We start from the raw sequence: 26,182 nt of genomic DNA, 5'->3' as shown, positions 1-26,182 counted from the left end.
CATGTCGATCAAGAACCCCAACCGCGACAAGGACCTCCAGACCAGGATCAAGGAGGCCACCGACTCGGCCTACCGGATCCGCATGGGAGTCCTCGAAGAAGGCGAAGCGCAGGGAGAGGGATACGTCGGACAGGCGCTCGGCGCCTCCGACATCACCGCCGCCGTCTACATGGACGCGATGAAGTTCGACCCGGAGAACCCCGACTGGGAGGACCGCGACCGATTCTTCCTGTCGGTCGGGCACTACGCGCTGCTGCTGTACGCCACCTTCGCGGAGGCGGGCATCATTCCGCGTGACGAACTGACCACGTACGCGGCGGACGACTCGCGTCTACCCATGTCCTCGATGTCGACCTACACACCCGGCAACGAGATCTCGGGTGGCTCACTCGGCCACGGCCTCGGACTCGGCGTCGGTGCCGCGATGGGTCTGCGGCATCAGGGCAAGACGGACCAGTTCGTCTACGTGCTGTTCAGCGACGGCGAACTCAACGAGGGATCCACCTGGGAGGCGGCGATGGCCGCGGCCAACTGGCAGACCGGAAACCTCATCGCCCTCGTCGACATGAACGGCATGCAGGCCGACGGCCGCACCGAGGACGTGCTGCGGATCGAACCGCAAGAAGCACGCTGGGAGTCGTTCGGGTGGCACACGCAGCGTGTCGACGGCAACGACCTCGAGGCACTGCTCACCGCACTCGATGCGGCCAAGGACGAAGCCCAGGCCCAGGGCCGGCCGCACATCATCATCTGCGACACCAAGCTCGGCAAGGGCGTACCGATGCTCGAATCTCGCGAGAAGCTCCACTTCATGAAGATCGCCGCCGAGGAATGGCCGGTCTGCATGGACCAGCTCACCGCCGGTTACGAAGGGAAGGACGCGTCATGACCGACGCCCCCGACAAGAACATGAAGCCCCTGCGCTCCGCCGCGATGATCGCCTCGATCGCCGACCCCGGCATGCGCACCACCAAGGCGCCCTTCGGTGAGGCGCTGGTCAAGGCGGCGGCGGAGAACGAGCGGATCGTCGGCCTGTCGGCCGACCTCGCCAAGTACACCGACATGCACGTCTTCGCCAAGGCCTACCCCGACCGGTTCTTCCAGATGGGCATGGCCGAGCAGGCGCTCATGATGGCGGCCGCCGGCATGGCGCAGACGGGTCTGGTGCCGTTCGCCTCCACCTATTCGGTGTTCGCGACGCGCCGCGCCTACGACTTCATCTGCCTGGACATGGCGGAGCCCGAGCTCAACGTCAACATCGTCTGTGCCCTGCCGGGCATGACGACGGGGTACGGGCCCTCGCACCAGGCCACCGAGGACGTGGCGATCCTTCGCGGGATGCCGAACCTGACGATCATCGACCCGTGCGACGCCGTCGACCTCGAGCAGGCCGTTCCCCAGCTCGCAGCCTCCCCCGGGCCGACCTACACGCGCCTGCTCCGCGGCGCGGTGCCGAGGATCCTGGACGACTACGACTACACCTTCGAACTGGGCAAGGCCAAGGTCGTGCGCCCCGGTGACGACGTCGTGTTCGTCTCCAGTGGACTCATGACCATGCGGGCGCTGCTCGCCGCGGAGGAGCTGGCCAAGAGCGGTATCGAGGCCGAGGTCGTGCACTGCGCCACGATCAAGCCGTTCGACGCGGACACCGTTCTGTCCCGTATCGACACCGACCGGCCCGTATACACCCTGGAGAACCACACCGTGGTCGGCGGTCTCTTCGAGAGCGTCGCCGGCGCGATGGCACGGCGCGGGATCGGCAGGAAGATCGAGCCGATCGGCCTGCCCGACGAGTTCCTCGACGCCGGGGCGCTGCCGACGCTGCACGACCGATACGGCCTGTCGACGGACTCCGTCGTCGACACGGTGCGGGGCGCACTGCGCCGCACCGCCTGACCACCCTCAGAGGCCGGACTGGTCCTCGACCAGATGCAGGAGCGCGCCCTGCGCCGTGGAGATCATGGCGTAGCGGCGCGCTCCTGTTCGTCCGTGCAGGACGAAGACGAATCGGCGGTCGTTGCGGTCCTCCAGCTCCCACCAGCCGGTGTCGGCGATGTCCTTGTCCGCGTCGGTGTACGTCGCGTGGTCGAGCCCGTGGTCGGGTACCGGCACCGCCAGCCGGTCGGCGCCGGCAGTGGTCGGCAGACCCTTGGGCAGCGCCCACGAGCGCAGCACGCCGCCCTCCTCCAGGCGCAGGTCGAAGTGGTGTCGCGGCACGCGATGCTCATGGAGGACGAAGACGGGCCGACCGGCGTTCATCCCGACATTCCACCACCCGTCGGGCCGGTGATGCCGGAGTCGACCACGCGCGATCCGGTATCGAGCACCCCGCTGGACGACCTCTGCGGGCATACGGACGTCGCCCGCCGCGGCGTCACAACGAGGTGAGGAGAATCGAGGTCTCGGTGTTGGCGACGCCTGCGAGCGAACGGATCTCGCTGAGCGTCGCGTCGAGGGCGACGAGGCTCGTCGCGGAGATCTCGGCCACCAGATCCCAGTTGCCGTTGGTCGTGTGCAGCGCTCGTACCTGCGACATCGACGTCAGGCGGCGGGTCACAGGTCGCGCGTTGGATCCGCTGAGCTGGATCGACGTGATCGCCCGGACGATGTCCTCCTCCGCGCCCGGCCCGACCTCGATGGTGAACCGTCGGATGACCCGGTCGCGCAACAGCCGCTCGAGACGCGCCTGCACGGTGCCGCGCGACACCTGCAGCGCGGCGGCCAGCGCACTCACGGTGGCACGCCCGTCGCCCCGGAGCTCGAAGATCAGCCGTCGGTCGAGATCGTCGAGTGCCCTCATGGGCCAAAGTGTAGGCAAATACCTCGCACTTTGTTCAGAGAGCAACCAGAAATTGCTACTTCTGGGCATGGTGCGCGACACCTCCCAGACCGCACCATTCCAGGGTGAGTCCATCGAGAGGAGGCCCCATGCCTGATGATCTGTCCGCCCGGCACGCCCCGCGAGCCGTCGTCATGGTCCGCCCGCACCGCTTCGTCCCCAACCCGCAGACCCGGGTCGACAACGCGTTCCAGAGCGCTCCCACCGTCGCGCCCGAGGAGGTGGCGCGCGCCGCGTTCGACGAGGTCACGGCCATGGCGGCGACCCTCGAGGCGGCCGGCATCACCGTGCACCTCTACGACGACGTGGGCACCGCGACGCCCGACTCGGTCTTTCCGAACAACTGGTTCTCCACCGAGCACTCCGGCGCGGTCGCGCTCTACCCGATGCACTGCCCCAACCGGCGGGCCGAGCGCCGCATCGACATCCTCGACGACCTCGCCCAGCACTACCGGGTCACGCAGGTGCACGACTACACCGGCCACGAGCTCGAGGGGCAGTTCCTCGAGGGCACCGGCTCGATGGTGCTCGACCACCGCACCCGCCGCGCCTATGCGTGCCGCTCGCAGCGCATGAGCGAGCCCCTGCTGCGCCGCTTCTGCGCCGAGTTCGCCTACGAGGCCGTCGTGTTCGACGCTCTCGACGACGACGGCGTGCCGATCTACCACACCAACGTGCTCATGTCGGTGGGCACGCACACCGCCCTCGTGGGCCTCGAAGCGATGCCGTCGGTCGCCGACCGGGCCCGGGTACGAGCCGAATTGGAGGCGAGCGGCCGCGAGGTCGTCGAGCTGTCCCGCGCACAGATCGCCGCGTTCGCGGGCAACGCGTTCGAGGTGACCACCCCGACCGGCAACGTCCTCGTCATGAGCGCTCGCGGCGTCGAATCCCTCACCCCAGCACAACGATCCACCCTCGAGGCGACGACACCGATCGTCCCGGTCCACATCCCGACGATCGAGCACGCCGGCGGCTCGGCCCGCTGCATGCTCGCGGGCATCCACCTCGTGCCCCGCTCCGAGGCCGAGCCGTCGACCGACCTGCGGCGTCAGTTCAGCGAATCCGCTTGAGCTGCTGGGGAGCCGGCCTTCGAGGTCGGCTCCCCAGCGACCCGTCCGGCGTGAGTGTCGGGCGGTCAGGCCGGCTCCGGCGCCGGCTCGACCATGGCCAGCACCTCGCGGGCGATCAGCTCGGGTTCACTCAGGGGGATCAGGTGGCCCGAGCGTTCGGCGAACACGAGCCGGCCACCATGCCTCTCGGCCGTCACCGCGTGCGCGCGGTTGAGCTGCCGCCGCAGTCCGGCGTCGAGGCGGCCGTGCCGACGTCCCGAGATGACGGTCACCGGCACGTCGGGCAACGGTAGGGGCCGGTCCAGGAGTGCCCGCAGCCCCGGCCGGACATGTCGGTTCTCCTCGACGGCGGCGCGGGCCGCGGCCACCGTCGTCGAGGAGTCCAGCAGGCCACGACGGTGGACGGGCTCGAGTCCTCGAGCGGCCACCGCGATCAGCGCACGCATCAGGCCCACCCTGGCCAGGGTCGGCAGGGTCGCCGCCTGCACCGCATCGCCCAGGGCCGCCTGCCGGGCGAAGTACCCCGGCGCATGCTCGTCGGAGGCGTCCACGAGCACGACGCCGGTGATCGGTCGCGCGCTGTCCAGGCGCCGAGCGGCGGCCAGGCGCACGACGGGGCCACCCCAACTGTGTCCGACGAGCACGAGGCGCCGGTGCGGGTAGGCGTCGAGAAGCACACCGAGGTCCGCCTCCAGGCGGTCGAGGTCGCGAGGGTGAGGGTCGGGGCTGCTGTCGCCCAGGCCGGCCCGGTCGTACGCCACGACCCGCACCCGTCGGGCGAGGCGCTCATGGACCGGCGCCCAATAGTGCCCGCCGAACCCCAGGCCCGCCTCGAGAACCACCAGGTCAGGGCCCTCCCCCGCCACCATCGTGTGCAGCACCCGCCCGTCGGGTGTCTCGACGAGCTCCTCGACACCCATCGGGCCGGGCCCCTTCGTGATCCGCGTCATGGGTCCAGTCTGACGAGACCGCCCTCGACACCCGCACTGCCCCGGACGGCGCGCAGTGTCGCCCGATCCGAAGAACAACACCGACGACATCGACAGGTCCGCTCGACACCGCTCACCCCCTGACCTGCGGCGTCGGCAACGGCTGTCGTGACGATGTTGTCCGTGTTGTTCTTCGTCACGCGAGAGCACCCGCGGCGCCTCATCCCAGGTGCGAGCGCAGCGTGCGGGGGCCGATCACCGCCACTTCCGGGGCCAGGCGGTCCAGGAGGCCGCGGTCGGCGGTCGCCACCGTCACCTCGGCGGCGCCGGCGGCGTGTTCGCACCGGGCCACGATCTCGTCATCGCCGGAGCCGGCCGCGTGCACCGTCTGCACGATCCCGTCGATACTTTCCGGCACACCCGCCCGGGCCTCGCCCTCCAGCACGAGCACGACACGGCCGTAAGCGAGTTCGGCGCGGGTCAGCCCGGCGTGCAGGCGAGCCGCCGCACCCGCGCGGTCACGCCACCACCCGTCCGGGACGCTGCCCACGACGTTCGCACCGTCGACGACGAGGATCTTCACGCACCGGATCCTCTCATCGGCCTCACCCGACCGGGCGCCCCTCATCCTCGTGGGGAGATCGGCCGAACCTCGTTGCCCTGGGGCCGCCACCGGGAAACACTGAGCCATGCGGATCCTGCGTGATACGGACGTCGAGCGACTCCTCACCCCCGACCTGGCGCGGGCGGCGATGCGGGAGGCCGCCGTCGCCGCCTGGCGCGGTGAGTTGATCGCGCCGCCGCGGGTGAGCGCCGACCTCGACGGATCCCGCTTGACGTTCACGTGCGGCGCCCGACCCGGCCACTGGTTCGGCTACCGCTCCTACATCGCCCCCGGTGACGCCCACCAGGACCAGGTCGTCGTCGTGCAGGACGAGGCGAGCGGTGCCGTCCTCGGCATGGCCGTGGGCGAGGCGCTCGGCCCCTGCAGGGTCGGTGCCATCGGGGCCGCGGCCCTCGACGCGCTCGGTCCGCAGGCCCCCGAACGCATCGCCCTCGTCGGCGCGGGAACCCAGGCCTGGCACCAACTCTGGGCCCTGCCGGATCGCTTTCGTGGCACCCCGATCCACGTGCACTCCCGAACGACCCGCACGGCGTTCGCCGAGCGGGCACGTACGGAGCTCGGCCTCGACGTCCGCCCGGCCGAGACCGTGGAGGCCGCCGTCCGCGACGCCGACGTCGTCATCCTCGCGACCTCCGCGCGGCAGCCCGTGCTGGCCGCCGACCTCGTGCGTCCGGGGGCGTACGTGACGACGCTCGGCCCGAAGCAGGTGGGCCGCTCCGAGTTCGACCCCTCCCTGGCCCGGGACGCGGCGATGGTCGTCAGCGACTCCCCGCAGCAGGTGCAGGCCTACGACCCGCCGAACGTGTTGGTGGGCAGCGCCATCGAGAACGACATCGTCCATGTCGGCGCCGTGCTCGCCGGTGAGCGTCCGGTACCTGAGGGCACCACGGTGTTCTTCAGCGTCGGCCTCGCGGGCACGGAGGCGTGGCTCCTCCACGCACTCCTGACCTCGGGAGTCGGGCAGGAGGGGTAGGGTGCCCGAGCCTCACGCGGAAGGAAGGTCGTGCGGTCGACACGACCTGACGGGGGGCGCGTGACGTGACGAGACGTCGGGCGGGTGCACGGACGCCCGCCGGTGCGCGAGACTCGCGGCATGCCCGACAAGCTGAAGATCGCCGTCATCCTCGCCTCCACCCGACCGGAGCGGGTCGGTCCGGCCGTGGCCGACTGGGTCATGGAGGGCACCGCCGACCGCGAGGCCGCGACCTACACCCTGGTCGATCTCGCCGACCAGAACCTGCCGCTCCTGGACGAGCCCGAGCCCGCGTCCTCCGGCACCTACACCCACGAGCACACGCGAGCCTGGTCCGAACTCGTCACGGGCTTCGACGGTTTCGTGTTCGTCACGCCCGAGTACAACCGCGGCATCCCCGGCGCCCTCAAGAACTCCCTCGACTTCCTCTACGCGGAGTGGAACGACAAGGCCGCAGCCATCTGCTGCTACGGCAGCTCGGGCGGGTTGCGGGTCGCCGAGCAGCTCAAGCTCGTCCTGGGCGAGCTGCAGATCGCGACCGTCCGCAGCCAGGTGTCCATCTCGATCTACGACGACATGACCGACTTCTCCGTGATGTCACCCCGCGACTACCAGCCGCGCAACCGCGCGTCGATGTTCGACCAGGTCGAACGCTGGGCGGGCGCCCTCCGGCCACTACGGTCCGCGGACTGACCTGCGCGCCGAGTCGGGTGCGGGCGGATGTAGCGCAGTTTCGACGGTGTGGCAGCGAGTACCGGACCCAACAGTGCTGGTCACAGCATTTTGCGCTCTGAACGAGCCCCGCGAGACCGTCGAAACTGCGCTACGTCCGGAGTCACCGCCGTCGGGGCCGTCGCCCAGCCCGTAGCGGGAGTCCTCGATCCGGTCGTCGAAGCCCACGCGCTCGAGGAGACCTGGCACCGCCCGGGCTTGCTCACGGCTCGCCGGCAGGCACCGCGACGGGCAGAAATCCCAGTTCAGGCCTGTCGCGCCGCGTTCAACGCGTACGCGGCCTCGACGAGGGCCAGGTGGGAGTACGCCTGGGGGAAGTTGCCGGCGAAGCGGCCCGCCGGGTCGTACTCCTCGGGCAGGAGGCCGAGGTCGTTGGTCAGCCCGACGAGCCGGGCCATGAGGCGCTCCGCGTCGTCCACGCGGCCCAGCAGGCAGTACGCCGTCACCAGCCAGAACGAGCAGGCCAGGAACGGGTTCTCGGTTCCGGGCAGGCCGTCGACACCGGTCTCGGGGCGGTAGCGGATCACGAGGCCGTCGACGAGCAACTCTCGCTCGATCCGCTCCACGGTGGCGACGTAGCGGGGATCGGCGGCGTCGACGATGCCCACCGGTGCGAGCAGGAGGAGCGAAGCGTCGACCGCGGTGGTCTCGTCGTGCTGCCGGAAGTGGCCCTCGGGGCCGACGCCGCGGGTGAGCACGTCCTGCCGGACGACGTCGCGCACCCGCTTCCACCGCGTCGCGGGACCGGGCAGACCATAGGTCTCGATCGCGCGCACCGCGCGGTCGAACGCCACCCAACACATCGCCCGCGAATGGGTGAATCGCCGTTGGGGGCCGCGGATCTCCCACAGTCCGTTGTCGGGGGTGTCCCACGTCTCCGCCAGGTGATCGACCAGCGCCACCTGCAGGGCCCACGAGTCGTCGGTCTCGGCCAGACCGTGCGCCCGGGCGTTCTCGAGCGCCGTGAGCACCTCGCCGAGCACGTCGTTCTGCCGTTGCCCCGAGGCTCCGTTGCCGATGCGCACCGGCCGGGAGCCCGCGTAGCCGCGGAGGTGCTCCAGGTCGCTCTCCGGAAGGTCACGGCGGCCGTCGATGCCGTACATGATGCGCATGTGGACCGGGTCGCCCGCGATCGCCCGCAACAGCCAGTCGCGCCACGTGCGAGCCTCGTGCCGGTAGCCGGCGCGCAGGAAGGCCGAGAGCGTCAACGACGCGTCGCGCAGCCAGCAGTAGCGGTAGTCCCAATTGCGGGGGCCGCCGAACTGCTCGGGGAGCGACGTGGTCGGTGCGGCGACGATGCCGCCGGTCTCGCTGTCGGTCAGCGCACGCAGCACGGTCAGCGACGTGAGCACGGCCTGCCGGTGCGGGCCGCCGAACTCGCACCGGTTGGTCCACCCCGCGAACACCCGCACCGTCGTGTCGAGGGCGCGGGTGACGTCGAACGGCCCGGGCGTGGGGCGGTAGGAGGGCCAGGCGGTCATCGTGAACGTGAGCACGTCGCCCGCTTCGACGACGAGTTCGCCGACGTGTCTGCGGCCCTCGGCGTGGGGCAGCAGGGGCCCCCGCAACGCCACCGCGTACGGGCCGGCCACGGCCTGAAGCATCTCCGGCCCGCCGAGGTCGCTCATGTCGGGGACGCGATGGATCCACGGACGCACGGCGCCGTACTCGAACCGCACGATCCACTCGTGACGGAGGGTGACGCGCCCCGAGATGCCCGCGACCCGGCGGACGATGTCGACACGCTCGGCGCCGACGGTGTCGGTGAGGGTCGCCGGGTCGACGATCATCGCGTCGGTGATCCGCACCGATCCGCTCTCGGTGGTGTGGGTGGTCTCGAGAACGAGCGTGCCCGGGCGGTACCGGCGTTCGCTGTGCGCCGCGTCCGCGGGGCCGAGCAGCCACCACCCGTTCTCCGGCTCGCCGAGGAGGGCCGCGAAGCAGGCCTGCGAATCGAACCGCGGCAGACACAGCCAGTCGATGCTGCCCGCGCGGGTGACCAGGGCCGCCGTCCGCATGTCGCCGAGCAGTGCGTGTTCCTCGATCGGGGTGTCCATGGGATGCCTCCTGCCCCCGTACCGGAGCGGTAGAGGTCAAGCGTGCGCCTTCCGGTCGAGTTCTGCCCGAGCACCCTGCGACGAGCGCGAATCCGCCGGCGCGGGTCGACGTCGGGCATCCCCGGCGGCGGCGGTCGGAGACCCCGGGGCGAGGCGTCGTCCGGCCTGGGGGTGGCGTCCCTCGACCAGAGGGAGGCGCACTGGATCGGCGGATGCAGTCTGCGTCGACGAGACTCGACCATCCACCCCGCGGATGGACCCCGAGCCGAGGAGGCGCGCATGTGTCGACTGTTCGGTCTGAGCGCGGGGAGTCATCGGGCCAGTGCCACGGTCTGGTTGCTGCACGCGCCGGACAGTCTGCGCCGGCAGTCCCACGCCAACCCCGACGGCACCGGACTCGGCACCTTCGACGCGGACGGGTCGCCGGTGGTGGAGCGGCAACCGCTCGCCGCGTACGAGGACGCCGCCTTCGCCCGGGAGGCGCGTCGCCGTGAGAGCACGACGTTCGTCGCCCACGTGCGCCGCGCGACCACCGGCGGGATCAGCGAGGAGAACACGCAACCGTTCACCCTCGACGGGCGGATCTTCGCGCACAACGGCGTGATCGAGGGGCTGCCCGACCTGGAGCGACACCTCGGCGCAGACCTGCGCCGGGTGCGCGGCGAAACCGACTCCGAACGCGTCTTCGCGCTCGTCACCGCCGAGATCGCCCGCGCCGGAGGTGACGTCGGCGCCGGGATCACCTCCGCCACGGCGTGGATCGCCGACCGCCTTCCGGTGTTCGCCCTCAACATCCTGCTGTCGACACCGACCGACCTCTGGGCGCTGCGCTACCCCGACACCCACGAGCTGTGGCTGCTCGACCGGCGCGACGCGGATGGTCCCCTGCACCACCGCAGCGCCGCCGGCACCGCGGTGCACTCGGCCGACCTGGCGCAGATCCCCTCGATCGTCGTCGCCAGCGAACCCATGGACGGCGACGACGGGTGGCGCCTGCTGCCGTCGGGCGTGCTCGTGCACGTGACCGGCGCCCTGGACATCGAGGAACGCCTCGTCCTCGCCCATCCGCCGCGCCACCTGCTCACCCTCGCCGACCTCGCCCCGGCCGTCGCCGCCTCCCAGCGCCTCTCCAGATCCGGCGCGATCCACGACCCCGAGTAGGACTGCATCGCAGAATGCAGCCGGATGGTCGTGATGACGACCAGTTCGATGCATTCTGCGATGCCGTCTGCGGTGGAATCCCACGCCGAGAGCCCGTGTTAGGTTTGCCTTGCCAGTCGCCCTCGAGAGGGCCAGGGAACCCGGTGTGAGTCCGGGACTGACGCGCAGCGGTGAGGCGGACGGGCGGGGCACGACGCCACTGGAGCGATCCGGGAAGGCGCCCCGACCCGGATGATGCCGAGTCCGAAGACCTGCTGGTGATCTCCCGCGGACCCCGCGGGCCGGATCGACGTGCGGACCTCGCGTTCCAGGGCTGCGGATCCCCCGAGGTGTTTCGTGCTCCGTCACCGGCAGTCCCTTCTCATCACCCTCGCCGTCGCCGCGAGCCTGTCCGCCTGCTCCGCGGCCGAGCCCGGCAACTCGACCCCCAGCGCACCGGCGGTCTCGGCGTCATCCGCCGGCTACCCCGTCCGCGTGCACAACTGCGGGCGGGAACTCGTCGTCCAGAAGCCGCCACAGCGCATCGCCTCACTCGACCAGAACACCACCGAGACCCTGCTCAGCCTCGGCGTCGGTGATCGGGTGGTGGGGACCTCGACGTGGTTCGACCCGATCCTCCCGGAGCTCGAGGCGGCGAATGCCGACATCCCGCGGATCGCCGACAACAACCCCTCCCTCGAGGCTTTTCTCGCGACCGAGCCCGACTTCGTCGCCGCGACGTTCCGGGCCGACCTACCCGGTGAGGGCTCCTCCACCATCGAGTCGCTGGGGCAGCTCGGCCTGCCCGTCTACATGGCGCCGGCCGAGTGCGCGAAGGCCACCGACGGGACCGGTGACGGGCGCCGCGAGACTCCGCTGACGATGGACGCGGCCTACCAGGAGATCGACGAACTGTCCCGGATCGTCGGTGTGCCCGAGGCCGGCGCGAAGCTCAACGAGCGGATCCGCGCCGATCTGGCCGCGGCCTCGACCGGCGACCCGGGAGCCGGAAAGACCGTCGCCTTTTGGTTCGCCAACAGCGAATCGCCCTACGTCGCAGGCGGGTACGGAACACCTGCCGTGTCGGCCCGGGCACTGGGCCTGACCAACGTCTTCGCCGAGTCCCGCGACGAGTGGCCGCAGGTGAGCTGGGAGGCCTTCGCGCAGAAGGACCCAGACGTCCTCGTGCTCGGCGACCTCACCCGCAAGCGGCAGACATCCGAGACCGGCGCCGTCAAGATCGCGTTCCTCGAGAGCAATCCCGTCACGAAGGAGATGACGGCCGTGAAGAACAAGAGGTACATCCTCCTGCAGGGCTCGGACATGCACCTCGGCGTTCGCACCCCCGCAGCGACGGCCGAGATCGCGCAGGGTCTGGCGAAGGTCGGCGCTCGATGACCGCCGTGCGACGCCGGATCCACACCTCGCGGAAGTTCGCCGCACCCGCCCTCGCCGGTGCAGCCCTCCTGGCGGGATGCGGTGGGACGGCGGCTGATCAGGGATCTGGAGCACCCTCGGGCGCCGACGATGCGACGCGAGCCGCTTCGGTCTCGATCGAGAACTGCGGTGCGAGGGTGACGCTGCCGCAGGCGCCGCAGCGCATCGTCTCCCTCAACCAGGGTTCGACGGAGATCCTGCTCTCGCTGGGCGTCGCCGACCGGATGGTCGGTACGGCGACGTGGACCGACCCGGTCCTGCCCGCGCTGGCCGACGCGAATGCCGAGGTCGAGCGCCTCGCCGAGAACAATCCCTCCTTGGAGGTCGTCCTCCAGAAGGAGCCGGACCTCGTCACGGCGTCCTTCCACAACACTCTCGCGGAAGGCGGGGTGGCCGACCGCGCCACATTCGGCAAGCTGGGCGTACCGACCTACATGTCGCCCTCGGAGTGCGTCAAAGCGAACAACGACGACGGCGACGGCGCACGCTCGACTCCCTTGGAGATGAGCACGATCAGCCAGGAGGTGACCGAGCTCGGCCGGCTGCTGTCGGTGCCGGGGGAGGCCGAACGGGTCAACGCCTCCCTGAACACGCGGCTCGACGCGGCCGCAGCGACGCCTGCGAAGGACGGCACGAGTGTCGTCTACTGGTTCGCCAACTCCGAGCAGCCCTACGTCGCGGGAGGTTACGGGGCGCCCGGCATCATCTCGCGGACGCTGAAGCTGACGAACGTCTACAGCGAGAGCACGCAGGAGTGGCCGCAGGTCGGGTGGGAGGACTTCGCCGCCAAGAATCCCGACGTCATCGTCCTCGGCGACCTCACTCGCAAGAGTCAGACGGCCGAGACCGCAGCGGCCAAGATCGCCTTCCTCGAGAAGAACCCTGTCACCAGGCAGATGGACGCGGTGAGGAACAAGCGGTACATCACGGTCTCCGGTGGTGACTTGAACCCCTCCCTGCGCACCGTCGACGGGGTCGAGAAGGTCGCAGCCGGGCTGAAGAAGCTCGGCCTGGGCGGATGACGACGACCACGCCGACCCGCCGCAGCACCGACCGCAGTGCGACGGCGCGCGACGCCGGACTGGTCGGGGCGCTGTGGGGTCGCCGCCTCCTCGCCCTCGGGGTCTGCCTGGTGGCGTCGGTCGCGCTCGCGGGGTCGATCCTGCTCGCCGTGACGTTCGGGCCCGCGCCGCTGTCGACGACCCAGGTGTGGGGAGTCCTCGCCCAGCACCTCGGTCTCGGCGCCGACGTCGGCGTCTCGCGGCTGCAGGACGCAATGGTGTGGGACCTGCGGCTGCCGCGCACGCTGCTCGCTGCGTTGTGCGGCGCGGGTCTGTCCGTGTGCGGCGCGGTGTTGCAATCGCTGCTACGCAACCCGTTGGCGGAGCCCTACCTGCTCGGCGTCTCCTCCGGGGCGTCGACGGGGGCGGTGGCCGTCATCGTCCTCGGAGTCGGCATGGGCTCGATCGGGTTGTCCGGCGGCGCGTTCGTCGGGGCGCTCGTCGCGTTCGCCGTCATGCTCGGGCTCGCGTGGGCGGCGGGCGGAACCACCGACAAGGTCATCCTCGCGGGCATCGCCGTCACCCAGATGTTCTCCGCGATCACCTCCTTCGTCGTCATGGTCGCCGCCGACGCCGAGACGACCCGCGGCGTGCTGTTCTGGCTGCTGGGGTCGCTGAGCACGGCGTCGTGGACCGATGTCACGCTGACCGCCGTCGTCCTCGCCCTCGTCCTCGGCGTGACATTCGGGTCGGCCTCCGCGCTCGACGCCTTCGCGTTCGGGGAGCGGGCCGCGGCCGGCCTCGGCATCTCGGTGACCCGGACCCGGGCCGTCCTCCTCATCGCCACCGCGCTGCTCACCGCTGTGGTCGTCAGCTCCTCCGGCGCGATCGGCTTCGTCGGGCTCGTCCTGCCCCACATCGCCCGGATGCTCGTCGGGCCGCGACACCGCCGTCTACTGCCGACCGTCGCCCTGCTCGGGGCCGTGTTCCTCGTCTGGGTCGACACCCTGGCCCGAACGCTGCTGGCGCCGCAGGAGATCCCCGTCGGCGTGGTCACGGCCATCGTCGGCGTGCCCGTGTTCACCATCGTGCTCATCCGGCGGAAGCGCTCATGACCCTCGAGGCCAGGGGGCTCATCCGCGAGATCGGCGGGGTGCGCATCGTCGACGACGTGAGCCTGCGCGCGCCCGTCGGCGGGGTGCTCGGCGTACTCGGTCCCAACGGGTCCGGCAAGAGCACGCTGCTGCGGATGCTCTCGGGTCACCTACGGCCGACCGCCGGGGACGTGCATCTCGACGACCGCCCCCTCCGAGCCTGGCACCGTCGCGAACTCGCCCGACGCGTCGCGATCGTCGAGCAGTTCAGCGCGACCGAGGAGGACCTGTCGGTCGCCGATGTGATCGACCTCGGCCGCATCCCCCATCGACCGCCGTGGTCGGGACGCAACGCCACCGACACCGACGTCGTCCGGGCCGCGGCGGCACGCACCGGGGTCGAGGACCTCCTCGCCCGTCGCTGGCACACCCTCTCCGGTGGGGAGCAGCAGCGGGTGCAGCTGGCCCGCGCCTTCGCGCAGGAGGCCGGCATCCTCCTGCTGGACGAGCCGACGAACCATCTCGACATCGCCGCCCAACTGCACATCCTCGCCCTAGCGCGGGCGACCCCGGCCACCGTCGTCGTGGCCCTGCACGACCTCACCCTCGCGGGCGCGTTCTGCGACGAGATCCTCCTGCTGAACCGTGGCCGCCCCGTGGCCGCGGGCACGCCGAGCGAGGTGCTGACGACCGAGATCATCGACGCCGTCTACGGCATCCACGCCCTCGTCGACCAGAGCGCCGACGGCCCCCACGTCCGCTTCCGCCCACCGCGGGTGAGCTGGTGAAGCGACCCCCATCCAGTGAGGACGACACGCTGCGTTCGCCGGACGCCGGCGATGTCGGGCTCGGTGGCTCCTTCGCGTTCGGCCGGGGCTCCGTCGAGCCGATACCGGCACCCTTCTGTGTCAAGCGGGGGTCTTGAGGGGGTCGTATTCTGGGTGGTGACGGGTCCGGGAAGTGATTGATCCGAAGTGTCGGTGTGGGGCTGTGAGCCGGCCGCGCTGGATGACAGTGACGCGCCCCGGTGTCCTCCTGGGCCCGTCCTTTGTGTGGTGAGGACGTCGTTGAGCATGGTGCGGTAGAGGATGTCGGATAGGCGTCGTTTCAGACAGCGCATTGCTTCGCTGGGGCGTTTGCCGGCGGCGATTTTCCGGTCGTAGTAGGCCCGTCCTTGGGTTGTGGGGGTGCGCAGCTGGACGATGGCCATGATGTGCAGCACGTGGTTGATCTGTCGGTTCCCGCCGCGGGAAAGGCGGTGGCGGGTGTTGTCACCGGAGGAGGCGTCGATCGGGGCGGTACCGTTCCAGGACGCGAAGTGGCCTTTGCTGGGGAACCGGGTGATGTCACCGATCTCGACCAGCAGCCGGGCGGCGCCGGTGGGCCCGATGCCGTGCAACCTGAGCAGGGCGGTTCCGGTGCTCTTGAGGAGCTCGATGAGTTCCTTGTCCGCGCTCTTCTTGCGGGTGTGGATCCGTTCCAGGTCGACCACCAGTTCCAGGGCGACCCGTTTGCGGGTCTTGCCCAGGGCGTCCTTGGGTCGCACGCCGGTCAGGATCGTGCGGGCCTGGGCGGCGGACAGGTCTTTCTTGGCCCCACCAGGGACGATCGCAAGCAGCAAGGCGTGCAGCTGGCAGACCTTGCGGACGTGTTCCTCCCCGATCCGGCGGCGCCGGTCGACCAGCAGCCGCAGGACTTCCAGCTGTTCGTCGTGGGCCACCGACTGCAGCCCCGCGATCCGGGCCCCGACCAGGGCGATGGAGTGGGCGTCGGTGTCATCGGTCTTGCGGCCCTGGCCGGTGGCGAAGATCCGCATCCGGGCGGACAGCTTGGCCGGCACGTCCACGACCTGCTCGCCCAGCGGCAACAACCTGGCCACGACATGTCGACCGATGCCCTCACAGCCCTCGACCGCCCACCTCCGTTGGGGCCAACGCCTGACGTACTCCAGCATCGCGGCGAAGCCGTCCTCGTCGGTGGTGAACTGTCCGTGTCCGAGGATCTGCTCCTTGGGAGTCATCACCTCGATCGTGACGGTGCGCTTGTGCGGGTCCATCCCGATCACGACCGGACCCGGTGCCTGCTCGTTCATCAGCTGCCTCCTGACATCCTCGACATCGGTTGTGTCGGTCCGGAGGGCACCGCTACTACCAGCAGAGCAATCCCTTCTTCAGCCTCTCCCGACCATGTCGGTGGCCGGAGCAGCGCAAGCCGGTCGAGAGTCACACCACCAGGATGGACAGCCGGAAAAGAGCGACTACCCCGACCACCTAGACCGAGCCTGGCCAGGCACCGATCCTGAGGTCAATAGAACTAGTAGCTCGGAGAACGCCGAACCGCTGCGTCTCGGGCCGGGTAGCCTCGTGCACGGTCGCCCGGCAGCGGCTGGACACAGGAGAGACCGATGGCCCTGAGCGTGACGGCGGTGCGGTACGCCGAGCCCGAGGACCTGCCGCTCGTGCAGTCGCTAGAGGCGCAGGCCGATCGACGGTTCGCCGAGGTCATGGACGTCTCGGGGTGGGGCACACCGCCGAGCGGGCAGGAGCGTGCGCGGCGCGGCACCCTGCTCGTCGTCGGGCAGCCCGCCCTGGGATTCGCGCACGTCGTCGACCTCGACGACGGACATCACCTCGACGCGATCTGTGTCCGCCCCGACGCCCAGCGACGCGGCTTGGGGACGCGGCTGCTGTGCGCGGCGTACGGCGTCGTCGCGGACGCCGGCGGCGACTCCCTCACCCTGACGACCTTCGCGGACGTGCCGTGGAACGCCCCCTGGTACGCGCGGCAGGGGTTCGAGGTGCTGCCCGACCCGCTGCCGGCCTCCCTCGCCGCGATCCGTGACGCCGAGCGGGCCGCCCGACTCGACGACGGCGGCCCGCGCGTGGCGATGCGGCGGACGATCCTCGACACCCCGACACCGACCCCGGCCGTCAGCGTGCTGCCGGCGCGCGACGGACCGGACGGGCTCGAGGTCTTCGTCCAACACCGGGTCGGCACGATGGACTTCGTCCCCGACGCCGTCGTCTTTCCGGGCGGGCGCGTCGACCCCGGCGACACCGCGCTGGGAGCGAGCCTCGAGCTCCCCGACGCCCTCGTCGCCGAGCACGAACGCGCCTGGGCGCGGACGGCGCACGACCGCCTCGGTGGGGGCTCGGTCGCGGCACGCACGGTCCTCGCCACGGCGCTGCGCGAGGTCGAGGAGGAGACCGGCGCACGACTCGACCCGACCGAACTCATCCCCTGGGACGACTGGGAGACGCCGATCGGCTACCCCAAGCGCTTCGACGTCCGCTTCCTCCTCCTGCCCGTGCGCGACCCGGCGATCGCGGCGACGTTCACGCACACGACGACCGAGGCGCACCACTCGGACTGGGCGCCGGCGCGCGCGATCGAGGCCGGCGCCGAGGACGGTTCCCTGTTCCTCCTCGCCCCCACCCGGGTCCTCGTGGAGGAACTCGCCTCCCTCGGTGACGTCGACACCGCCGCGGCCCTCCGACCCGACGTCGTCCGGGTGCGTCACGACGTCTGCGCGACCCCCACCCGTCGCGGCCGACTGTCCCGAGGCTGAGACGCCCCGATCTCAGATGAGCGCCCCGATGGCGACGGCGAGGATGACCGTGTTGAAGACGAACGCGATGACGCCGTGCCCGGTGACCGTGCGGCGCATCGTCGTCTTGCGCACATCGACGTCGGTCGTCCCGAACGTCGTGGAGACCCCGAACGAGAAGTACGGGTAGTCCATCCACCCCAACTCCTCACCCCCGGGAAACGACAGTTGCACGCCGGGTTCACGCTGGTCGCGGCACATGTACTCGACTGCGTACGTGACGACGACCGAGAACCACGAGGTGACCAGGAGGGTGACGACCACGACGATCCCGACGATGTTCGACACGCCCAACGCACTCCACAGGTCGGAGGTCCGCCCGAGGACGACGGCGAGCAGTGAGACCGCCGAGAGTCCGGTGGCCATCCCCGCCCCGGGTTGGGTGCCGAGGACGAACCGCTCGATGCGGGTGCCCGGCTCGGTCGAGCGCGCCCACTCCCGACACTCGTGCGCCGGGACCCGGGCGAACACGAAGAAGCTCAGCAGCACGTAGGCGGTGAGGTACGTGGCGAGCAGCACCAGGGCGTACCCGAGATACGTGGCCTGGCCCATGTTCCCCGCCGCCCGGACGGCCAGCGGCAGGGTGGCGAGAAACCCGAAGGTCACCGACCCGTAGGCCCGCCGCTCCTCCGCCAACCACCAGTGGGCGCTCGTCATCGCCGCCATTCGTCGTCTCACGCGCTCAACCGTAGGTCAGCACGGCCTCCGGGAGGGGGCGCCACGAGACAGGCGTGCCGCGCCGCGGGCCGGCGCCGACGATGACATCGTGGAGGACGGCATCCACCGCCTCAGGACAGGATCGACACATGGCCGAGCACCGCATCTTCACCACCGCGTTCGCCGACATCTACCCGCACTACGTCACCAAGGTGGAGCGCAAGGGCCACAGCGAGGAGGACCTGGTCACGGTGATCTCGTGGCTGACCGGCTACGACGCCGCCGGACTGACCGAGGCGATCGAGAGCAAGGTCGCCCTCGAGACGTTCTTCGAGGACGCGCCGGCGATGAACCCGAACGCCGCGCTCATCACCGGCGTCATCTGCGGACACCGCGTCGAGGAGATCGACGACCCGCTCATGCAGAAGATCCGGTACATGGACAAGCTCGTCGACGAGCTCGCGCGCGGCAAGAAGATGACGTCGATCCTGCGCGGCGACGGCTGACCCGCGAGGGGCCTCGCCCGACGTCGGTGCCCGTCGTCAGTGCCCGACGACGGGGCGATCGGACTCCGTGACCTGCACCCGCAGGAACAGGAACGACAGGGCCGCGACCATCACCGCGAGCACGGTGGCGACGACGAGCCCGCTCTGGACACCGCCGCCGAGCGATGCGGCCGGAGACCCGCCGGCGGCCACGAGCGTGGCGGTCCGCACCGACATCACCGTGATGACCAGGGCCGTGCCGGCAGCGGCCGCGACCTGCTGCAACGTGCCGAGCAGGGCGCTGCCGTGTCCGTACAGGTGCGACGGCAACGCGGACAGACCGGCGGTGAAGACCGGCGTGAAGATGAACGCGAGCGCCACGCTCATGCCGATGTGCAGCACGAGGAACAGCCACCACGGACCGTGCGTCGTCGACCACGCGAGCAGACCCAGGCCGCAGGCGAGCGCGACGGAACCGGGGATCACCAGGCGCGCCGGTCCGAGCCGGTCGTAGAGGCGGCCGACGACCGGGCCGAGGACACCCATGATCAAGCCGCCCGGCATGAGCATGAGGCCGGCCTCGAGGGTCGACATGCCGCGGACCTCCTGGAAGTACATCGGCAGCATGATCATCGCGCCCATGAGCCCCATGAACGCGAGGGCCATCACCGACACCGACAGCAGGTACGCGCCGTGGCGCAGCACCCGCAGGTCGAGCAGCGGGGTGGTACGGCGCTGCAACCGGATCTGCCGCCACGCGAACAGCGCGACCCCGACGATGCCGACGACGAGCGCGATCATGGGGAGTCCGAGCAGGAATCCGGCGGCCTCGCTGCCGGCCGTGCCGGTGGCCTCGCCCTCCCCGCCGATGTGGCTGAGGCCATAGACCAGACCGCCGAACCCGACGACGGTCAGCAGGACGCTGGGGATGTCGAGGGCCCCGGCGGGTGCCGCGCCCTCATCGTCATCGGCGGTCGCGCCGTCACCGATCTCGACGTCGGTCGCCATGAGGACGGGCGCGCGCAGCATCCGCGCGCCCATCACACCGATGAGCACGGCGATCGGCAGCACGACTCCGAACAGCCAGCGCCACGAGGCGAACCCGAGGATCACCCCGGAGATCGCAGGCCCCATGGCCGGTGCCACGGAGATCGCGAGGGACACGTTGCCCATGACGCGGCCGCGGTGGCTCATCGGCACGAGCGCGAGCACGCTCGACATGAGCAGCGGCATCATCACCGCGGTGCCGGAGGCTTGGATGACCCGTCCGAGCAGCAGCCACTGAAAAGAGGGGGCGAGCGCCGCGAGCAGTGTGCCCGCCGAGAAGCACGACATCGCCACGATGAAGGCCGTGCGACGACCGACGCGCTGGAGGAACCAGCCGGTCGTCGGGATGACGATCGCCATCGTCAGCATGAAGCCAGTCGAGAGCCATTGCGCGGCGCGGGCGTCGATGGACAGGGCGTCCATGAGCACGGGCAACGCGTTGACCATGATCGTCTCGTTGAGGATGACGATGAACGTCGCGACGGTGAGGACGCGCAGGGTCCTCGTGGTGTGGGGGTCGGTGGACTCGGCGTGGGTGTGCGTCGTCGGGGCGGCGCTGGTCATGGACGGGTCCTTCTCTTTCGCCTGTCATCGGGACGGTCGGTCCTGACGGCATGGGGATCGCGCCGGTGGGCGCGAGCCGGGGAGTGGGGGTGGCGTCGATGCCACGCACGTCGACGCCGACGAAGGGCGGGCGAACACCAGGGTAGCCGTGACCGACGGCAGGCCGTCCGGGTTTTTCGGGGGTGGGACGGACGCGCGAGCACCCGGCCCGCGCGTCCGCGTGGACGCCGAACCGGGTGCTCGGAGGTGCGGTGGGTCAGTCGGTGAACGGAAGCGCGTTGCGCGCGTTCTTGCGCAGCGCCTTGGCCCCCGACTTCACGCCGGCCAGCGCGCTCTGCGTCATGAGCGTGATGCCCGCGGCGACGAGCCAGATGTCCTTGGCGACGGCGGTGCCCTCCTGGGTGGGGCGGATGCCGTCGTCCTCGGTCATGCCGGGGGTGCGCAGGTAGAGGCCGACCAGACCGGCGCCGAAGCCCGTGAGCGCCGCGCCCGCGACCCGCGAGGACACCATGGGGGCGAGCAGGGCGCCGCCGACGGCGATCTCGCCGAACGCGAGCAACTGGGTGAAGTCCTTGGGCTTCATGTCGGCGAGGAACGGGTAGGCGCCCGAGGCCGCGCCGTGCAGGTACTGCGCGGTCCCCTCGTCGGCGTCCAGCTTGCCGAGGCCCGAGTTGAGGATGAAGGCCCCGGTGGCGAGACGGAGCGGGATGTGCGTCGGATGCATGGAGACTCCTCGTCCTGGCGTCGTGGACGCCACGTTGCTCGCGGAACCGGACGGATCACGGTCCGCGCTGACGTGGCCACTCTAGAAAGGTTGCCCGCCGCGCGACCACTCCAGGCCCACCTGCGCAGCCGGAAGGGTCACGCCTCGACCCGCGTCACCCGACCCTCCGGGGAGACGTGGAGCCGGCGCAGGTGCCCTCCCGCCTGAGCCCGGTCGCGCCACCGGCGGTCGTGGGTGACCGTGACGACGGTTCCCGGATACCCCTCGAGAGCGTCCTCCAGTTGTTCCACGAGTTCGGGTGCCAGGTGATTGGTCGGCTCGTCGAGCAGGAGCACGTCGCTGACGCCGGTGAGGGCGACAGCCAGTTCGAGACGCCGACGCTGACCGACCGACAGCAGCGATACCGGCCGCTCGAGGTCCTCGGCCCCGAACAACCCGAGCGCGAGCAGGGGTTCGGCGGCGTCCTCGGGGTAGACGTCGAGGGCCTGCGCGTAGGTGTGCAGGAGTGAGCGCGCCGACCCCGCGGACAGATCCTGGCGCAGCCACGCGACGCGCAGGCCCTCACGACGCTCGAGGGTCCCGGACTGCGGCGTGAGTTCGCCCGCCAGCACCCGCAGGAGGGTCGTCTTGCCCGCCCCGTTGGTGCCGGTGACGAGCCACCGCTCCCCCACCTCCAGCGTCAGGGAGTCGAGCCGCAGGCGCGGCCCGGCCGTCGCGCCCAGACGTACGCCCTCGGCGCGGATCAGCGGTGCGTCGGTGTCGCGGTCGCGAACGTGTGGCGCGAAGCCGGCCGTGAACCGCAGCGGGTCGGCCGGCCGGGGCGCGGGGTCATCGGTCAACCTCCGCACTCGTTCCTTGGCGATCTTGATCCGGCTCGACGCGCCGTGATCGCGGCTGCGCAGCCGGAAGGATCCATGCCCGAAGGCCGCCTTCTCCTGTTTGCGCGGGATCGCTGCCGCGCGAAAGGAAGTGGCCTCGATGAGGGCCTCGTTGCGCTCGACGTCGGCGCGCCAGGCGGCGTACTCGGTGGCGAGCCGGCGCCTCTCGGCGGCCCGGGCGGTGAGGTAGCCGTCGTACCCGTCGCCGTACCGGCGTAGGCCGGCGTCCTGCACGCAGACGATGTCGGTGGCGAACCGGTCGAGGAACGCGCGGTCGTGGGTGACGACGACGATCGCGCCGCGGTGGGCGGCGACCCGATCCTCCAGCCAGGCGATCCCGGCGTCGTCGAGGTCGTTCGTGGGCTCGTCCAGCAGCAGCAACTCGGCCTGCGAGACCAGCGCCGCCGCGAGCGCGAGGCGCGCCCGTTCACCACCGGACAACTCCGCGACGGAGCGGGTGCGGTCGAGGCCGCCGAGTCCGAGTTGGTCGAGTCCGGAGTCGAGGCGCTGATCCAGGCCGTACCCGTCGCGCGCCTCGAACCGGTCCATCGCGCTGGACAGTCGGGCGAGCAGCGCGGCCTCTCCGGGCTGGGCGTCCGGGTCGTGCGGCGCGGCCTCGTCGGACCGGTCGTCCGACGCGCCGCGGGCCACCGCGTCCGCGGCCTCCTGCACGTCGGACTCGAGACGCCGCAGATCGACGAGCAGCACGTCGAGGGCGTCGGCGACGCTCGCGCCGGGCTCGAAGAGCGGGTTCTGCTCGGCGAGCACGAGACCGTCGGGGAGTTCGACGCGCCGATCGCCCGCCGCCAGCGGCACGGCACCCGCCACGGCACGAAGGAGGGTGGACTTGCCCGAGCCGTTGTCGCCGACGACGGCGACGCGCTCGCTGGGGCCGACGACGAGGTCGACCTCACGCAGGACGATGTGGTCGGCGTAGCGGACCGTCGCCCCGCGGATCTCGCAGACACGGTGGGCTCGGGGCAGGGATGAAGGACGGGTCATGGGAAGGCTTCTCCATACGAATGCGGGATAGACACTCGCGCTCGGGGAGCACCGTGCCGCCGAACGCGCTGGAGGACTCGCCACGGAGCGAACTCGACGCGACGTCCTGTCCTAGGTGTCTGCTGAAGAATCCCGTCGATCAGCGGGCGTGTCGCTGCGTCGATCTGGCAAGGCGGAGGTGCGAAGGCGTAGCGGGCTACGTCGAGTGCCGACAACGCAGCCAGATCGGGGCAGCGGCGCGGACGCCGACGGGATTCTTCAGCAGACACCTAGAGAAACAACGAACCCATGTCGGCGACGGTAGCAGCGCAGATCGCGCCCGGTCACGTGCTTTTCCCAGGCGCCATTACCCCGACACCCGGCCCAGACGTTCCACCACGGTGGGCACGACCAGGCGATCGGTGCGTCGGGCGCGGTCGTCGAGCACCCACCCCATCCGCTTGACCGAGCGCAGCAGGAGCATCGACTCGACCTGCTCGAGCCACGGCAGCCTTCGACCGAGGGCCTCCGCGAAGGCGGACACCCCGGCGACCGACCGCCCGAACACCGAGAACACGAGGTTCACCTCACCCGTGATCCCCAACAGGAGGCGCGACTGGGTGAGTGAGGAGAGCAGCGCGATGGTGCGGGTCAACTCGGCCGGGGGCACCCGCACGAACCACGCGGAGGTCACGGGCCAGTCGGCCGCGTCGTGCGCGAGGTCGCACCGGAAGGCCAGTGCGCCGGAGGCCACGAGCCGGTCGAGGTGGCGGCGGGTCGTGGCCGGGGTGGCTCCCCTCCCAGCCCGCGGGCGAGATCGGCGATCGGCATGCGGGCGTCCCGGGTCAGGAGCGCCGCCAACGCGCCGGCGTCGGGTGGCATCGGCGGCATGAGCAGGGGCATCGACCCTGTCGGTGCTCCCCCGGCTGGGGTCGCGTGCGGCGGGGCCGCCAGCGGCGAGGTCACGACCGGCGTCGACGGGATGCGCGACAGCGCGGCCGCGGCCGCGGTCTGCTCGGCGTCGAGATGACCGAGGCGCCAGTTGCTGCCGGCACGCAACACGTCGTGCACGACGGAGGCCCGCAGCCGCCGCACGCCGGACCACGACTCGACGTCGTCGAGGTGGTCGGAGAGCTCGTGCAGGTCGCTCACCATGGTCGTCAACAACAACTCGCTGCCGCTGGACGCCTCGTCGATGCCGACGATCCGGGGGTCGTCGATGCACGCCTCGCGCACCGCGGCACGGGTTCCGGGACGGCACTCGACGCGCACGATCGCGCTGACGTGACCGGTCACCGCCTGGTCGGCGTGGACGGTCAACCAGGCCGTGCCCGACCTCTCGAGCCGCCGCCAGCGGGCCGCGAGCGCCGAGGGCGACAGCCCCAGGATCGGAGCCAGACCCGCCCAGGACGCCCGGGGTGCGATCTGCAACAGGTGCACCAACTGCAGGTCGATCTCGTCGAGCTTCTGCTGCACCTGTCTCCCCTTCTCCTGGGCTCTCGCGGGTTCTCCCGGGTTCTCCTCCGCCTCGATGGCGGCACTCGGACGTCACCTCACCGGCTCCCCTCCGCCACCTGCCCAGGCGGTGAGTGCACGGATCAACGATAGTTCGAGCCTTTCATGAACGGATCGAGCGCGGTGGTGTCCGATTCGACGGGATTCGACAGATCAGCGTGATGCCCGTGGCCGCGTCCTCACACTGACGGACGACGCGGATCCGGCGAGGACCACCACCGATGATCTCCTTCCCGGCCGCCGCGTCACGACGAGCTCTGCCGATGGGTACGCCGACCACACCGCGCCCACCATCGGCCGCTGCAGATGCTCGCCTGGGCGAGCCTGCACCCCTGACTCCTTTCACCCCGCACCACCCGGGCACCTCGGCGTGCCCGTCACCCGAGCGCGTCGCCGCGTCCGGCACCTCGACTCTCCCGAGCGCCCTTCGTAGTGCTCGTCTTCCGATCCCACCTCACCCGAGGAAGTCCCATGTCCGCGACCCCCGCGACCCCGCCCGCCACCACCGGCCCCGCTCCAACGGCCCACCCCACCGCGTCGTCCTCGACGGCGACCCCGCCGACCTCCACCCGCCGCACCCTGGTGGGCACCGGCATCGGCAACGCCATCGAATGGTTCGACTGGAGCATCTACTCCAGCTTCGCCCCGTTCTTCGCGGCCAGCTTCTTCGTCTCCACCGACCCGTGTCGGCGTTCCTGTCGACCCTCGCGGTGTTCGCCGTGGGCTTCGTCGCACGGCCCCTCGGCGGGCTGATGTTCGGGCGGGTCTCCGACCGGCTCGGCCGCAAGCGCGCCCTGGCGATGACCGTGGCGCTGGGCTCGTTCGCCAGCCTCATCATCGCCGTCGCCCCGCCGTACGTGATGGTCGGCGTCCTCGCCTACGTCGTGTTGTTCGTCGCCCGCGTGCTGCAGGGCCTGGCCCACGGCGGCGAGCAGCCGGCGGCGCAGGCCTACCTCGCCGAGGCGGCCCCGCCGGAGCGACGCGGCCTCTGGTCGACGCTGATCTACTTCTCCGGCACCATCGGCGCGAACTTCGGCCTGGTCCTCGCCACGATCCTGTCCGCCGTGCTCGGCCAGGCCGACATGAGCACGTGGGGTTGGCGCATCGCCTTCGCCATCGGCGCCGTGGGCGGGTTGTTCGCGCTCTACATGCGCTCGCGCATGAGCGAGACCGAGGAGTTCGAGCGCACCGAGGCCGTCATCGCCCGCGAGCGTCCCAGCCTGGTCCGTGAGATGTGGGTGCACCGCCGCTCGGCCTTCCAGGTGATCGGCATGACCGTCGGGCTCACCGTCTCCTACTACCTCTGGGTCGTGGCCGCCGCCGGGTACTCCATCGCCGTCCTCAAGGCCGACCCGACCGCCACGCTCATCGCGAGCGTCGCCGCCAACACGCTGTTCCTCGTGTGGCTCCCGCTGTGGGGCATCCTGTCCGACCGCATCGGCCGCAAGCCGGTCATGCTCATCGGCATCGTGGGGTTGTTCGCGCTGTGCCTGCCCCTGTCGGCGATGATCGACGGCGACCCGGTCCGCCTCTTCCTCGCGATGACGATCGCCCAGGTCTTCGTCGCCGCGCCGTGCGCCATCTCGCCTGCGATCATGTGCGAGATCTTCCCCACCCGGATCCGCACCATCGGCGTGGCCCTTCCGCTCTCGATCGCCATCGCGATCTTCGGTGGAACCAGCCTGTACCTGCAGACCTACCTCACCCGGGCCTACGGACCCCAGGCCTTCTCCTACTACGTCATGGCCCTCCTGCTGGTGAGCGCCATCACCGTCCTCACCCTCCCCGAGACCCGTGGCCGGGTGCTGAACGACGAGACCGCCTGAG

The 26,182-nt window shown here is 70.8% G+C and carries 26 protein-coding genes and 1 riboswitch; of the genes, 14 read left to right on the top strand and 12 right to left on the bottom strand.

What is annotated here, in order from left to right:
* Window position 1 precedes the first annotated feature (1 nt).
* Window positions 2-889, top strand: coding sequence for a transketolase (locus QQK49_RS00605; protein WP_284302176.1), 888 nt, complete (start codon window positions 2-4; stop codon window positions 887-889).
* Window positions 886-1,896: a transketolase family protein gene (locus QQK49_RS00600; RefSeq protein WP_284302175.1), complete on the top strand. Its 1,011-nt coding sequence runs from the start codon at window positions 886-888 to the stop codon at window positions 1,894-1,896. The genes QQK49_RS00605 and QQK49_RS00600 overlap by 4 nt, the downstream gene beginning before the upstream one ends.
* Before the next feature lie 6 nt (window positions 1,897-1,902).
* Here QQK49_RS00600 and QQK49_RS00595 read toward each other — a convergent pair whose 3' ends face one another.
* Entirely contained in the window at window positions 1,903-2,217 is a 315-nt protein-coding gene (locus QQK49_RS00595; protein ID WP_284302174.1) for a DNA polymerase ligase N-terminal domain-containing protein, read from the bottom strand.
* Window positions 2,218-2,374: 157 nt separating this feature from the next.
* Window positions 2,375-2,800 carry an Lrp/AsnC family transcriptional regulator gene (locus tag QQK49_RS00590; RefSeq protein WP_284302173.1) on the bottom strand — a complete coding sequence of 142 codons (426 nt, stop codon included), beginning with the start codon at window positions 2,798-2,800 and terminating at the stop codon, window positions 2,375-2,377.
* A gap of 128 nt (window positions 2,801-2,928) precedes the next feature.
* On the opposite strand from QQK49_RS00590, the gene ctlX reads away from it, so the two are divergent.
* Window positions 2,929-3,909, top strand: coding sequence for a citrulline utilization hydrolase CtlX (ctlX, locus tag QQK49_RS00585; RefSeq protein ID WP_284302172.1), 981 nt, complete (start codon window positions 2,929-2,931; stop codon window positions 3,907-3,909).
* Between the two features lie 65 nt (window positions 3,910-3,974).
* Here the strand turns inward: ctlX and QQK49_RS00580 are convergent, their stop codons facing one another.
* Window positions 3,975-4,859, bottom strand: a complete 885-nt coding sequence (locus tag QQK49_RS00580) for an alpha/beta fold hydrolase (protein ID WP_284302171.1) — start codon at window positions 4,857-4,859, stop codon at window positions 3,975-3,977.
* A 199-nt stretch (window positions 4,860-5,058) separates the two neighbouring features.
* Window positions 5,059-5,421 (bottom strand): hypothetical protein, encoded by a 363-nt coding sequence (locus tag QQK49_RS00575; RefSeq protein ID WP_284302170.1) that lies wholly within the window; start codon window positions 5,419-5,421, stop codon window positions 5,059-5,061.
* A gap of 106 nt (window positions 5,422-5,527) precedes the next feature.
* Here QQK49_RS00575 and QQK49_RS00570 point away from each other — a divergent pair, with 106 nt between their 5' ends.
* Complete coding sequence (locus tag QQK49_RS00570; RefSeq protein ID WP_284302169.1) at window positions 5,528-6,436, top strand: hypothetical protein; 909 nt, start codon at window positions 5,528-5,530, stop codon at window positions 6,434-6,436.
* Window positions 6,437-6,556: 120 nt separating this feature from the next.
* Window positions 6,557-7,129, top strand: a complete 573-nt coding sequence (locus QQK49_RS00565; RefSeq protein ID WP_284302168.1) for an NADPH-dependent FMN reductase — start codon at window positions 6,557-6,559, stop codon at window positions 7,127-7,129.
* Between the two features lie 284 nt (window positions 7,130-7,413).
* Here QQK49_RS00565 and QQK49_RS00560 read toward each other — a convergent pair whose 3' ends face one another.
* Window positions 7,414-9,225, bottom strand: coding sequence for a glycoside hydrolase family 15 protein (locus QQK49_RS00560; RefSeq protein ID WP_284302167.1), 1,812 nt, complete (start codon window positions 9,223-9,225; stop codon window positions 7,414-7,416).
* Between the two features lie 279 nt (window positions 9,226-9,504).
* On the opposite strand from QQK49_RS00560, the gene QQK49_RS00555 reads away from it, so the two are divergent.
* From QQK49_RS00555 to QQK49_RS00535, 5 genes are all read left to right on the top strand, one after another.
* Window positions 9,505-10,386, top strand: coding sequence for a class II glutamine amidotransferase (locus QQK49_RS00555; RefSeq protein ID WP_284302166.1), 882 nt, complete (start codon window positions 9,505-9,507; stop codon window positions 10,384-10,386).
* Between the two features lie 96 nt (window positions 10,387-10,482).
* A riboswitch (cobalamin riboswitch) is annotated at window positions 10,483-10,659 on the top strand.
* A gap of 63 nt (window positions 10,660-10,722) precedes the next feature.
* Window positions 10,723-11,763, top strand: a complete 1,041-nt coding sequence (locus QQK49_RS00550) for an ABC transporter substrate-binding protein (protein ID WP_284302165.1) — start codon at window positions 10,723-10,725, stop codon at window positions 11,761-11,763.
* A gap of 176 nt (window positions 11,764-11,939) precedes the next feature.
* Window positions 11,940-12,824, top strand: a complete 885-nt coding sequence (locus QQK49_RS00545) for an ABC transporter substrate-binding protein (protein ID WP_284302164.1) — start codon at window positions 11,940-11,942, stop codon at window positions 12,822-12,824.
* Entirely contained in the window at window positions 12,821-13,918 is a 1,098-nt protein-coding gene (locus QQK49_RS00540) for a FecCD family ABC transporter permease (protein ID WP_284302163.1), read from the top strand. The genes QQK49_RS00545 and QQK49_RS00540 overlap by 4 nt, the downstream gene beginning before the upstream one ends.
* A complete protein-coding gene (locus QQK49_RS00535) occupies window positions 13,915-14,685 on the top strand; it encodes an ABC transporter ATP-binding protein (RefSeq protein ID WP_284302162.1) in 771 nt (256 codons plus the stop codon). The genes QQK49_RS00540 and QQK49_RS00535 overlap by 4 nt, the downstream gene beginning before the upstream one ends.
* Here QQK49_RS00535 and QQK49_RS00530 read toward each other — a convergent pair.
* Window positions 14,607-15,989, bottom strand: coding sequence for an IS110 family RNA-guided transposase (locus QQK49_RS00530; RefSeq protein WP_284302161.1), 1,383 nt, complete (start codon window positions 15,987-15,989; stop codon window positions 14,607-14,609). The genes QQK49_RS00535 and QQK49_RS00530 overlap by 79 nt on opposite strands.
* Window positions 15,990-16,301: 312 nt before the next feature.
* On the opposite strand from QQK49_RS00530, the gene QQK49_RS00525 reads away from it, so the two are divergent.
* Window positions 16,302-17,465, top strand: coding sequence for a GNAT family N-acetyltransferase (locus QQK49_RS00525; RefSeq protein WP_284302160.1), 1,164 nt, complete (start codon window positions 16,302-16,304; stop codon window positions 17,463-17,465).
* A gap of 12 nt (window positions 17,466-17,477) precedes the next feature.
* On the opposite strand, the gene QQK49_RS00520 is transcribed toward QQK49_RS00525, so the two are convergent.
* Entirely contained in the window at window positions 17,478-18,182 is a 705-nt protein-coding gene (locus QQK49_RS00520) for a DUF1345 domain-containing protein (RefSeq protein ID WP_284302159.1), read from the bottom strand.
* A gap of 128 nt (window positions 18,183-18,310) precedes the next feature.
* On the opposite strand from QQK49_RS00520, the gene QQK49_RS00515 reads away from it, so the two are divergent.
* Entirely contained in the window at window positions 18,311-18,667 is a 357-nt protein-coding gene (locus QQK49_RS00515) for a DUF2200 domain-containing protein (protein ID WP_284302158.1), read from the top strand.
* A gap of 36 nt (window positions 18,668-18,703) precedes the next feature.
* Here the strand turns inward: QQK49_RS00515 and QQK49_RS00510 are convergent, their stop codons facing one another.
* The 5 genes from QQK49_RS00510 to QQK49_RS00490 form a co-directional block, all read right to left on the bottom strand.
* On the bottom strand, window positions 18,704-20,257 hold the full coding sequence (locus QQK49_RS00510; RefSeq protein WP_284302157.1) for an MFS transporter: 1,554 nt from the start codon (window positions 20,255-20,257) through the stop codon (window positions 18,704-18,706).
* A 256-nt stretch (window positions 20,258-20,513) separates the two neighbouring features.
* Window positions 20,514-20,981, bottom strand: a complete 468-nt coding sequence (locus QQK49_RS00505) for a hypothetical protein (RefSeq protein WP_284302156.1) — start codon at window positions 20,979-20,981, stop codon at window positions 20,514-20,516.
* Window positions 20,982-21,118: 137 nt separating this feature from the next.
* Window positions 21,119-22,861 (bottom strand): ABC-F family ATP-binding cassette domain-containing protein, encoded by a 1,743-nt coding sequence (locus QQK49_RS00500; RefSeq protein WP_284302155.1) that lies wholly within the window; start codon window positions 22,859-22,861, stop codon window positions 21,119-21,121.
* A 346-nt stretch (window positions 22,862-23,207) separates the two neighbouring features.
* Complete coding sequence (locus QQK49_RS00495) at window positions 23,208-23,534, bottom strand: hypothetical protein (RefSeq protein WP_284302154.1); 327 nt, start codon at window positions 23,532-23,534, stop codon at window positions 23,208-23,210.
* On the bottom strand, window positions 23,531-24,316 hold the full coding sequence (locus tag QQK49_RS00490; RefSeq protein ID WP_284302153.1) for an Lrp/AsnC family transcriptional regulator: 786 nt from the start codon (window positions 24,314-24,316) through the stop codon (window positions 23,531-23,533). Before QQK49_RS00490 ends, QQK49_RS00495 begins: the two co-directional genes overlap by 4 nt.
* A 510-nt stretch (window positions 24,317-24,826) precedes the next feature.
* On the opposite strand from QQK49_RS00490, the gene QQK49_RS22460 reads away from it, so the two are divergent.
* Together QQK49_RS22460 and QQK49_RS00485 are read left to right on the top strand one after the other, a co-directional pair.
* Window positions 24,827-25,108 carry a hypothetical protein gene (locus tag QQK49_RS22460; protein WP_348536029.1) on the top strand — a complete coding sequence of 94 codons (282 nt, stop codon included), beginning with the start codon at window positions 24,827-24,829 and terminating at the stop codon, window positions 25,106-25,108.
* The gene (locus tag QQK49_RS00485; RefSeq protein WP_348536028.1) at window positions 25,039-26,181 is read left to right on the top strand and encodes an MFS transporter; all 1,143 of its coding nucleotides are present in this window, start codon (window positions 25,039-25,041) and stop codon (window positions 26,179-26,181) included. The genes QQK49_RS22460 and QQK49_RS00485 overlap by 70 nt, the downstream gene beginning before the upstream one ends.
* Window position 26,182 lies beyond the last annotated feature (1 nt).

Source organism: Mobilicoccus caccae, from assembly GCF_030161635.1.
Taxonomy (GTDB): domain Bacteria; phylum Actinomycetota; class Actinomycetes; order Actinomycetales; family Dermatophilaceae; genus Mobilicoccus; species Mobilicoccus caccae.
This window is presented reverse-complemented; position numbering and strand designations above follow the sequence as displayed.